General features: G+C 40.9%; 9 protein-coding genes and 2 pseudogenes. 7 read left to right on the top strand and 4 right to left on the bottom strand.

The annotated features are described in order from the left end of the window. From JZO85_RS23420 to JZO85_RS05785, 3 genes and pseudogenes are all read left to right on the top strand, one after another. A pseudogene (locus JZO85_RS23420) lies at positions 1 to 140 on the top strand (IS110 family transposase); the annotation flags it as partial. 109 nt (positions 141 to 249) lie between these two features. Further along, positions 250 to 621: pseudogene (locus JZO85_RS05790) on the top strand (FUSC family protein); the annotation flags it as partial. Positions 622 to 812: 191 nt separating this feature from the next. Beyond that, on the top strand, positions 813 to 1,622 hold the full coding sequence (locus JZO85_RS05785; protein ID WP_207107547.1) for a Cof-type HAD-IIB family hydrolase: 810 nt from the start codon (positions 813 to 815) through the stop codon (positions 1,620 to 1,622). Between the two features lie 89 nt (positions 1,623 to 1,711). Here the strand turns inward: JZO85_RS05785 and JZO85_RS05780 are convergent, their stop codons facing one another. Together JZO85_RS05780 and JZO85_RS05775 are read right to left on the bottom strand one after the other, a co-directional pair. Then, entirely contained in the window at positions 1,712 to 2,617 is a 906-nt protein-coding gene (locus tag JZO85_RS05780; RefSeq protein ID WP_207107546.1) for a magnesium transporter CorA family protein, read from the bottom strand. 146 nt (positions 2,618 to 2,763) lie between these two features. Further along, on the bottom strand, positions 2,764 to 3,420 hold the full coding sequence (locus JZO85_RS05775; protein ID WP_207107554.1) for a deoxynucleoside kinase: 657 nt from the start codon (positions 3,418 to 3,420) through the stop codon (positions 2,764 to 2,766). Between the two features lie 400 nt (positions 3,421 to 3,820). On the opposite strand from JZO85_RS05775, the gene mvk reads away from it, so the two are divergent. The 4 genes from mvk to fni are packed head-to-tail and all read left to right on the top strand — an operon-like array spanning position 3,821 to position 7,866. Next, a complete protein-coding gene (gene mvk, locus JZO85_RS05770) occupies positions 3,821 to 4,762 on the top strand; it encodes a mevalonate kinase (RefSeq protein WP_207107545.1) in 942 nt (313 codons plus the stop codon). Beyond that, positions 4,755 to 5,744, top strand: coding sequence for a diphosphomevalonate decarboxylase (gene mvaD / locus JZO85_RS05765; protein ID WP_207107544.1), 990 nt, complete (start codon positions 4,755 to 4,757; stop codon positions 5,742 to 5,744). Before mvk ends, mvaD begins: the two co-directional genes overlap by 8 nt. Further along, positions 5,745 to 6,833: a phosphomevalonate kinase gene (locus JZO85_RS05760; protein ID WP_207107543.1), complete on the top strand. Its 1,089-nt coding sequence runs from the start codon at positions 5,745 to 5,747 to the stop codon at positions 6,831 to 6,833. Further along, positions 6,823 to 7,866: a type 2 isopentenyl-diphosphate Delta-isomerase gene (fni, locus tag JZO85_RS05755; protein WP_207107542.1), complete on the top strand. Its 1,044-nt coding sequence runs from the start codon at positions 6,823 to 6,825 to the stop codon at positions 7,864 to 7,866. Before JZO85_RS05760 ends, fni begins: the two co-directional genes overlap by 11 nt. A 79-nt stretch (positions 7,867 to 7,945) precedes the next feature. Here the strand turns inward: fni and JZO85_RS05750 are convergent, their stop codons facing one another. Beyond that, a complete protein-coding gene (locus tag JZO85_RS05750) occupies positions 7,946 to 8,419 on the bottom strand; it encodes a hypothetical protein (protein ID WP_207107541.1) in 474 nt (157 codons plus the stop codon). A gap of 249 nt (positions 8,420 to 8,668) precedes the next feature. Further along, complete coding sequence (gene adhE / locus JZO85_RS05745; protein WP_207107540.1) at positions 8,669 to 11,269, bottom strand: bifunctional acetaldehyde-CoA/alcohol dehydrogenase; 2,601 nt, start codon at positions 11,267 to 11,269, stop codon at positions 8,669 to 8,671. Between the last annotated feature and the right edge of the window lies 1 nt (position 11,270).

The following is an 11,270-nucleotide window of genomic DNA, read 5'->3' as shown; positions in this document are numbered from 1 at the left end:
TCTACTTCCAGAAAAAACTAGCAGAAGGAAAACACTACAATGTCGCTATTAGCCATGTCGTAAGAAAACTGGTACGGATCATTTATCAACTACTGAAAGACAATAAACCCTATGAGGAGCAGAAAATGATTATTAACTGATCTTTTCAAAAATTCCCTTTGCCTAGGGTTTCTTTGTCATGCCTTCAAACCACATCCAAACTATGTTATTCAAAATTTTCATATTACGCTTGACTTAATATAGTTTGTCTCTATTTTACAAGGAGATAGTCTTCGAGCTATGGCCCATCGCAATATTCAACGAATTTTCGGTACAATCGTAGGTCTCATCATTGCAGCCGGTCTGCTGAATTTGCCGCTATCCATTTTTGAAACATTGCTGCTGATCACAGCATTATTTGTAACAGTCGAATATTTTGTGAAACGCAATTATGCAATCGCACAATTTTTTACCACCCCAATGGCATTGATGCTCTCGATGCTCGTTAGACAACAATATCTTTACTCCCTGATTCAATTCCGTTTTCTGGGGATCGTAATCGGCAGCTTACTAGGGCTTCTAGCTGGGTGGCTTATGAGTACTAGCCTGACGTTTTATACTCGTAAATTTCATTCAAACTAACTAGGATGTTCAAGAAAGGCTTCACGAACTAGCTTATTGCTCAAAAGCTAGTTCGTGAAGCCGGACATGGATATGCTGCAAAGTGATTTATTCCTGTGAAAATTTTATGCTTTCTTTATAGTTCAGAAAACCGAGTGGCGCCACTCGGTTTTTGCTATAATGAGGACATGAAAACTGAAGGAGGCACTTCTATGTACCGATTGATTGCTTGCGACTTGGATGAAACCTTGTTAGACAAAGCTCGTCATGTTTCAAAAAGGACGCAAGAAACCATAAAAATGGCCGAAGCTAAAGGGGTAGTTTTTGCTCCAGCAACAGGCCGCGGCTTCTATTCGATCAAGCAAACCTTGGAAGAATTAGAGGCAGCAAATAAAGCAAACCATTATATGATCGGGTTTAACGGCGGAGTGGTCGTTGAAAATCAGGGACCTGCGATCATCAAAGATTTCCCTATGCCCTTTGAGATTTTGAAACGCTTATTTGAATTTGGATCAAATTATGATGTAGCGATCCACCTATATACATTTGACCAGACCTATGTTTATCATAGCAATCCAGAGGAAGACGCGTATTTAACAACGATCCCCCATGAAAAACGCTTCGAGGACGATCTTCGTTTTCTAGAGGATCAAGTCTGCTACAAAGCCCTATTCCAAAATTTGGACCGCGGGTATTTAGAAAAATTGGAGCAAGAAATGCCTGCTGAACTCCACGATCTATTGGAAATCAGCTACTCGTCTAACCGTTACATTGAGTTCAATCCTAAAGGAGTCAATAAAGGGGCCGCTTTGCAGACCTTGGCCGATCATCTGAATATTCCTATGAATGAAACGATCGCTATCGGTGACAACACCAATGATTTAGCGATGATCCATGCAGCAGAATTAAGTATCGCTGTAGCGAATGCTGTTCCTTCGGTCAAAGAAGCGGCACAGCACACGACGATCGCGGATCACGAACAAAGTGCCATAGCTGAAGTCATCGAAACCTTTATTCTATAAACAAAGCCGACCGCTCCTGTCGCTATCAAAACCGATAGAAACAGGAGCGGTCGTTTTTAATTTATTAAGTATTTTTCGGCTCAGCCTCTTTATCGTATTCTGCGCCATAAAATTAAGATTAACCAGATGGATAATCCCAGACTAATAATCAAGGTTATGAGCCAACCAACTTCGGAATGAGTAAATGGCAAGGGCATATTCATCCCGAAAAAACCCGTTACGATCGTTGGGATCGTCAATAATAATGACCAGATCGTTAAGATTTTCATTGTATCATTCAGATTATTATTCAATAAATTATTGTAGGTACCGGATAACTGATCCAAAATCTCACTGGACAATTTTGTCATCTCTACCGCCTGCTTAGCCTCGATCAAGGCATCATCCAGTTCTTCTTTTTCCTTGTCAGTAAAGCTGGAGAAAATCGTTTGCGCTTTTATTTGCTCCAGTAAAACTGCATTTTGCTTAGTCCCAGTCACTAAATAAACCAAGCCAATCTCTAAATCCGAAAGTGCCAATAAATTCTTATTCGTCGTTTTTTCCCGCAGTCTTTTGTTCAATTGGATTCGTTGACTATCGACTTCCTCTACCAAAGGAAAATAATAATCAGAAACCAAAAATAGTGTGTGAAACAACAAGCTCGCAGTACTTTGATTTGGTTCACTGGATAAAATGTTCTCAATCACATTCTCAACATAAGAGATCCGCTCATTCACAAAAGAAAAAAAGTAATGATCCTTCAAAATAAAGGCCATCGGACTCGTTTCATAATGATTGTCTTTCTTCAAAAGATTCGGCACATTAAAAATCAAGAGCAGGGCTTTTTCCATCGGATCATATTCTACCCGTGCTCGTTCATTATCATCAAGCGCATACGTCAGCATCTCGTCACTGATCGCGAAACTAGCTCTCAACTGCTTTATCTCATGGGGTTGGGTAGTATCTACATTGATCCACGAACACATTTCTTGATTAAATGTTTGTCTGCTGTCCATCAGAAACCTCCTGGTGCTAATTCAGTCTAATCCCAGTATAACAAAAACTTTCGAGCTATATTATTCCAAACACCAGATACAAATCCTTTTGGCAATTATTCCTAAAAATAATAAAAAAAGCACGCAAAAATTTGCATGCTCAGCAATTACTCAACAGGAACACCTTGGACTTCGAGAATCTTTTCATCGATCATCCGAATAACTTCATCACGTGCTTCCGCATCATCCACAAAGTTCAACCGATCACCGTCGATTTGAATCTTAGGACTCTCATTGTACTCTTCATACCATTGATCATAGCGACTGTTTAATTCTTTATAATAATCATATAAGGTTGGATCAAATTCTAATTGTTCATATTCACGTCCGCGTTTTTGAATCCGCTCCATCATTGTTTTAAAAGAAACACGGATGTGGACTAACAAATCAGGATGCTTTTTGTGAGCAGCATAAGGCAGCTCTTGCATCATGTTCGCCAATAATTCATCATAGACCTTCACTTCAGTCTCAGTTGCTCGACCAAGATCAGCATTCAAATGGAACAGTAAGGAGTCCTCATAGATTGAACGATCCAAGACATTATTGTCATCCTGCATCGCTTTTTTGATACTGTCAAAACGTTTATTTAAGAAATAAATCTGCAATAAAAAAGCATATTGCTCTGGATCAGCATAAAACAGCGGCAATACCTCATTATCATCGATTGATTCGTAAAAAGCCTGACTACCTAAATGTTCTGACAACATTGCCGTCAAACTTGATTTTCCTGCTCCAATGGTTCCTGCTAATACGATCACGCTCATAAACCCCCAACTCGCTTCATACAAAATATAGTGCGTATTTTTCAACTTATCTAATATACCCCCAATATCTTGTGCCGTCAAACGAAATACTTCTAGAATAAGTCCTTTTTTTCTTCTAAGGAATGTTTAAAAAATCGTTGATTTTCAAAAACTTTTCAGTCGTTTCGTTTACTTGTCGTCATTCTCTGAGTAAAATGAGAAAGAGACTTAGATGAATAGTTGCTATTAAGTAAAAAAATCAGCCCCTGTTTATTCAGGTGGAATACCAAAAACGTATTGCTTTCGCTAGAAAAACAATTGCTTTAGAATCATTATTAGACAGCAATGAACCGCGCGTTAGTAATCACATGTATTTTCTTTGGGAAAATAATTACTCTAAAACGAAATAGGGGTTTTTTTAATGAAATCGATTGGCACGGGTTATGCCAGCGGGAAAATCATATTAATGGGAGAACATTCGGTTGTCTATGGAGAACCGGCGATCGCCTTCCCATTTTCCGGAACAGGTATCCAAGCGACGATTCGCGCAAATAAATTAGAGTCCTGGATCGAATCCAGCTTCTTTCACGGACCGCTTTCAGAAGCTCCAAACACGATGCGAAACGTTACAGTCCTGCTTTGGTATTTAGTTAAACACTTTAGAATTCCAGAACCATTTTATTTGAAAATAGAAAGCTCCATCCCGGCAGAACGCGGAATGGGCTCAAGTGCAGCAGTTGCTGTCGCTATAACACGTGCTGTCTTTGATTGGATGGAAGAACCGGCAACACAGGAGAAGGTTCTGCATTTTGTAAACCAAGCCGAAGCAGTTGCTCACGGAAACCCTAGCGGCATCGATGCAACAACAATCAGCGGCACTGAACCAATCCTTTATCAAAAAGGAATCGGCTTCCAGCCTTTCCAATTAAATATGGATGCTTTTTTAGTCGTTGCCGATACAGGCATCAAGGGACAAACACGCAAAGCAGTCAAAGATATTGCAAAATTAATGGAGCTGCGTCCCTATGAAACGAACAAACAAATGCGAATGTTAGGCAAGCTAGCTAACCAAGCACAGCAGGCAATTTCACAAAACCGTCCGCACATTTTAGGTGACTGCATGAATCAGGCTCAAAGCTTGTTGCGGTTATTAGGAACCAGCAACCGTCATCTAGACCATTTGATCAAAACAGCCTTAGAAAATCACGCCTTAGGGGCTAAATTAACTGGCGGAGGTCGTGGCGGTTGTATGATCGCGTTGGCCGAAGACGAAAAAAGCGGGCGTCAGCTGCAACAGATCTTGTTAGATGCTGGCGCGCGCAATACTTGGATCGAAGGGTTAGGTGTGTACGCACATGTTTAGCGGCAAAGCTCGAGCTTATACCAATATCGCCTTAATTAAATATTGGGGCAAAGAAAATCAAGATTTGATCATTCCAATGAATAACAGTTTATCACTAACCTTGGATGCTTTTTACACAGAAACATGCGTAACTTTTTCAGAGGACATAACGGAAGACCTCTTCTATCTAGATCATCAATTGCAAGATTCGAAAGCGACCCTCAAAGTGAGTCGCTTTCTTGATTTAGTGCGGTCAAAAGCAGACTGCTCCTTGCACGCAGTTGTCAAAAGTCAGAACTTTGTCCCTACTGCAGCTGGTTTAGCTTCCTCTGCCAGCGGCCTAGCTGCTTTGGCTGGAGCTGCCAGCGCAGCGCTAAATTTGACCCTTTCACCAGAAGAGTTATCCCGCTTAGCTCGTCGCGGTTCCGGTTCAGCCTGCCGCAGCATTTACGGCGGCTTTGCAGAATGGCAAAAAGGGGACTCTGACGAGACTTCTTATGCGACAAGCATTCCCAGTGATGGTTTCGAAAATGACTTAAGTATGGTTTTCGTAGTCGTTAATGATGCTCAAAAAGATATCTCCAGTCGTGACGGTATGCAGCGAACAGTTGAAACCTCCGCTTTTTACAATGGCTGGCTGCAAACCATATCACAGGATTTAGCAAAAGCCAAAAAAGCCATCGCAAACAAAGACTTTACAGCTCTTGGAGAAGTGACCGAAGCCAGCGCCTTGAAAATGCATGGAACAACATTGGCGGCAACGCCGCCCTTTACCTACTGGTCTGCAGAAAGTATGAAGGCCATGAATCTTGTTCGTCACTTTAGAGAGAGCGGCTTGCCTTGCTACTTCACGATGGATGCCGGACCAAATGTCAAAATTTTGGTTGAACGGAAAAATGAAGCAGCTCTATTAAACGCCTTAAAGGATCAGTTTAATGCACAACAGATTGTTGTCGCTCATGCTGGACCCAAAATTGAAATTTTGACAGAGGAGGAAGCATAAATGATCGAAGTGACTGCACCAGGGAAATTATACATTGCCGGCGAATATGCGGTAGTGGAACCGGGACATCCGGCGATCATCGTTGCGATTGATCAATTCATTTCAGTCTCTATCGGCCCCGCAAAAAAAAGCGGAAGCATTCAATCAGCTCAATACAGCGACATGCCGATTCGTTGGACACGACGAAAAAATGAATTAGTATTAGATATTCGCGACAATCCCTTCCATTATATTTTAGCGGCGATTCATTTCACTGAAAAATTTGCTCAAGAAAAAGGAAAGAAACTCGCTTTCTTCGACCTAAAAGTAACCAGTGAGCTAGACAACTCTAATGGCCGAAAATACGGATTAGGCTCCAGTGGTGCGGTGACCGTTGCTACAGTCAAAGCACTAAACGCGTTTTATGAGCTAAACCTTTCACAGCTAGAATTATTTAAATTGGCTACCCTTGCTCATTTAAATGTCCAAGGTAATGGCTCTTGCGGCGATATCGCAGCAAGCTGTTACGGCGGCTGGTTAGCTTTTTCAACCTTTGATCACGACTGGGTATTAAATAAATTGGCCACTGAAAAAATGACCACCTTGATTGAAAGTGATTGGCCAAACCTGCAAATTGAACCTTTGCAAGTACCAGAAGATTTACGGTTGCTGATTGGTTGGACTGGCAGCCCAGCTTCAACTTCTGATCTCGTGGATCAAGTGCATCAATCTCGAAACGAAAAGAAAACTTCTTATGAAAATTTTTTAAGCGACAGTAAAGCCTGTGTTGATCAGATGATCCAAGGCTTCAAACACAATGATATCGCCTTGATCCAAAAAATGATTCGCAAAAATCGAAGCTTGCTCAATCAATTAACTAGCCTGAGCAACGTTTCGATTGAAACGGAAGAATTAAAACGATTGAATGATCTTGCCGAAAAATATGGCGGTGCCGCAAAATCTTCTGGTGCCGGCGGAGGCGATTGCGGGATCGTAATCGTCGACAAGCGTGCGGGGATCTTACCTTTAATGAGTTCTTGGGAAAAAGCCGGCATTACACCACTGCCCTTACATGTCTATCATCTTACGGAGGATCGCCATGAATCGTAAAGATGAGCATGTTTCTCTAGCACGAGCCTTTCATCAAAAACCGAAGGAAAATGACTTCGATGCCATTCGCTTAATGCATTCTTCTTTGGTAAACACTCGACCAGAAGATATTGATCTAAGTACGGAAATTCTTGGGTTAAAGCTCAGTGTTCCCTTTTATATCAATGCAATGACTGGGGGCAGCGAAAAGACTAAAAAAATCAACCATGATTTAGCCATCATTGCTCGTGAAACGAACTTAATGATGGCCACAGGTTCAGTCAGTGCAGCTCTAAAGGATCCTAATGTTGCAGACTCATATACAGTCGTTCGTGAAGTGAATCCTAACGGCTTGATCTTAGGCAATATGGGGGCCGGCAGAACAAGTGACGACGCAAAGAAAATTGTTGACCTGCTCCAAGCAGACGGGATGCAGATTCATCTAAATGTCCCCCAAGAGCTTGTGATGCCAGAAGGCGATCGTGATTTTCATGAATGGTCTAAAAATATCGAAGAAACGATTCAACAATTAACTGTTCCTGTAATCGTTAAAGAAGTCGGCTTTGGTATGAACAGAGAGACTATTCAGCAATTACAAGAGTTGAATGTCAAGGCTGTTGATGTATCCGGACGCGGCGGCACAAGCTTCTCTCAAATCGAAAACGCCCGCCGGAAAAAACGAGAGCTGAATTATCTAGATGACTGGGGCCAATCAACTGTCATCTCGCTTTTAGAAGCTCAAGAATTCGATGATTTGACGATTTTAGCTTCTGGCGGAATACGCGATGCTTACGATATTTTTAAGGCTCTTTGCTTAGGAGCAAAAGCCGTTGGGATCTCTGCCACAATCCTAGATGAGCTAATCAGTCATGGGATCGACGGTGCAGTCGAAATGATTGAAGACTGGAAAACCCAGCTTCAGCGTTTATACTTGATGACCGATAAATCCACAACTGCTGATTTAATCCACAATCCAATCATTCTTTCCGGTTCACCAAAAGATTGGTGCCAAGCTCGAGGAATTGATTATAAGAAATTAGCAGCACGCCACTAACCAAAAACTTGAACTAGCAAATAAGCGGGTGAGATCGAATGATCTCACCCGCTTACTTGCTGGTCCTTCAGCTGTATTTTTATCTTCTAAGCAACCGTTGAAGCCAATTTTTCTTTTCACCGATTCGGATGTTTCCACTGATTTTCTTGGCATCTAGCATGGATTGGAAAAAAATATTGTCTTGCAGCAGCAGTTGATTAATAATCTGCAGACGTCTTAGATGCTTTTTCTGATTCTCATCAATTTTCAAATCTTCTGGTAAATTTTTAGTTACCTCAAGTCGAGCATAGTCTCTTTGAACAAGCTTCATTAACTCATATTGCTGTGTCAAAAGACGATTGATTTGTTTGATTTCAGGCAATGTCACAGAAACTTTAGAATCCGAGGGAGCCAACCGATTCAACGCAGCAACATAATCCTGCATATCTAACATAAAAATATGGTTTGATTTACTTGCCATTAATTTCTTTTCATTCGCTAAATAGTCGATTAGTGCACCTAATCGTGCATTTGATTCACCTAGTTCTTTTATCTCTCGTTTCAGTTTCTCCATGCCTTCGTACCCTTCCTCTTATCCTAATTCTAGTCTATCGTTTTTCACAGACTATAACAATCAAAGAGGTTCATTTTATCTAAAAAAAATGAATGTTTTAAATAAAAACAATTGAAATTATTTTTTTAAAAAAAATATGTAAATTTTCTCTGAATGCTCGTGAATTATACTTATTCGCTGCAACCAACTATCCAGACTTGCTCAAATTATTAAAAAAGAGCCCTCATAATGAGGACTCTTACTTTCGCTTTAAGCTTTGTAATCGTAAGCTGTTACGATGATTTCTTTCAACTCGCTGATCAATGGTTCTTTCGGATTAGCTGTTGTACATTGGTCTTCGTAAGCTAACTCAGCCATACGATCCACAGTAGAATCTAATGTTGCTTGAGTCACGCCTTGTGCCTTCAAGTTCATTTCGATACCGCAAGTTACACCTAAATCATAGATAGCAGTAATCAATGCTTCTACTAATTCCGCAGTCGTATTGCCTTTCAGACCTAAGAACTTCGCGATATCAGCGTAGTCTGTGTCTGCACGGAAGTAGTCATATTTAGGGAACATTGCATGTTTTTGAGGATCTTTGGCATTGTAACGGATGATATGAGGCAATAGAATTGCATTCGTACGTCCGTGAGGAATACCATATTCTCCACCGATCTTATGTGCTACTGAGTGACAAATTCCCAAGAATGCGTTCGCGAATGCCATACCAGCCATAGCTGAAGCGTTATGCATTTTTTCACGAGCTTCTGGATCAGCTGTTTTTACTGATTTCTCAAGATTTTCAAAGACGATCTTAATTGCTTGTAAGCTTAGACCGCGTGTATAGTCAGATGCCATAACCGATACATAAGACTCGATCGCATGTGTTAATACGTCCATACCAGTATCAGCAGTTACTGAAGCAGGAACAGTCAGAACGAATTGTGGGTCAACGATTGCCACATCTGGTGTCAATGCATAGTCTGCTAATGGGTATTTCACGTGTGTTTCACTGTCGGTAATAACAGCAAATGGTGTTACTTCGGCACCTGTACCAGAAGTAGTTGGGATACATACTAATTTTGCTTTTTCAGGTTTTGCAATTCCGTAAGTCCGTTTGCGGATATCCAAGAATTTTTGTTTCGCGCCGAAGAATGAAGTATCTGGGTGTTCAAAGAACATCCACATGCCTTTCGCCGCATCCATTGCAGAACCACCACCAAGAGCAATTACTGTATCTGGTTGGAAATCATTAAACATTTCTAAACCTTTATAAACGGTATTAGTTGAAGGGTTAGGCTCTACATCTGAGAAGACTTCAACCTTCACGTCGTTTTTACGACGACCTAATACTTCGCGAACAATGTCTGCATAACCAAATTGAACCATTCCTGGGTCACAAACTAACATTACACGCTCAACGTTTTCCATTTTTGTCAAATACAATAGAGAGTTCTTTTCGAAAAAGATTTTTGGTGGTAATTTAAACCATTGCATATTATTTCTCCGTTTCGCTATAGTTTTAACATTGATTAAGTTAATAGCAGATACGTTCTTAGATACTGAGTTCTTACCGTATGAACCACAACCAAGAGTCAATGATGGGATCATTTCATTATAGATATCACCGATACCGCCTTCAGCAGATGGTGAATTTACTAAAATACGGCAAGCTTTCATACGCAAACCAAATTTCACTTGTAAGTCTTCATCTTCAGTATGGATAACAGCTGTATGTCCTAGTCCGCCTAATTCAAGCATCCCTTGGCAAAGATCAAATCCGTGAACGTGATCATTCGCTTTGATCATTGCTAAAACTGGAGACAATTTTTCACGAGACAATGGATAGTCAGCACCAACACCATCTAATTCTGCAATCAGAATTTTTGTGCCTGCAGGAACTTTGATACCTGCACGTTGTGCGATATCTTCAGCTGAATGACCAACAATCGCAGGATTAACTGCATATTTGCCTTCGTTCATTACAGCGTCTTCTAATCTCTTCAATTCTGCTTTCTTCACTACATATACTTGGTGTGCTTGGAATTCTGCTTTCACTTCTTCGTAGACTTCTTTGTCAACGATGACTGCTTGTTCAGAAGCACAAATCATACCATTATCAAATGATTTTGATACGATCAAATCATTTACTGCACGTTTGATTTTTGCCGTTTTTTCAATGTATGAAGGTACGTTACCAGCACCTACACCTAAAGCTGGTTTACCAGTAGAGTATGCTGATTTAACCATTCCTGGTCCGCCAGTCGCAAGAACGATTGCCACGCCTGGATGATTCATTAACATTGATGTTGCGTCGATCGATGGCTTTTCGATCCATTGGATACAGTTTTCAGGAGCGCCCGCTGCGATTGCAGCATCACGAACGATACGTGCAGCTTCAGCTGAACATTTTTGAGCACTTGGGTGGAATGCAAATACGATTGGATTCCCTGTTTTCAATGCGATCATTGCTTTGAAGATCGTCGTAGAAGTTGGGTTAGTTGTTGGAGTTACCCCACAAACAACACCGACAGGACCGGCAACTTCGATTAAGCCTTTTTGCTTATCTTCACCGATTACGCCAACTGTTTTATCATGTTTGATGCTGTTCCAGATATATTCTGATGCATACATGTTTTTGATTGCTTTATCTTCGACAATCCCACGACCGGTTTCTTCAACCGCCATTTTTGCCAACATCATGTGTTTGTCTAGTGCTGCCATTGCCATTTCGTGAACGATATGGTCAACTTTTTCTTGATCGAAATCTTCCATTTCTTTCAGAGCAACATTTGCTTTTGCCGCTAATTCATCAATCACTTGCTCAACGCTGATTGCGTCTTTTTCCTTTTCAATCGCTTTAGCCATG

Origin of the sequence: Candidatus Enterococcus murrayae, assembly GCF_017315985.1 — a bacterium.
GTDB lineage: Bacteria > Bacillota > Bacilli > Lactobacillales > Enterococcaceae > Enterococcus_A > Enterococcus_A murrayae.
Note: the sequence above shows the minus strand (reverse complement) of the source record. Positions and strands in the feature narration are given on the sequence as shown.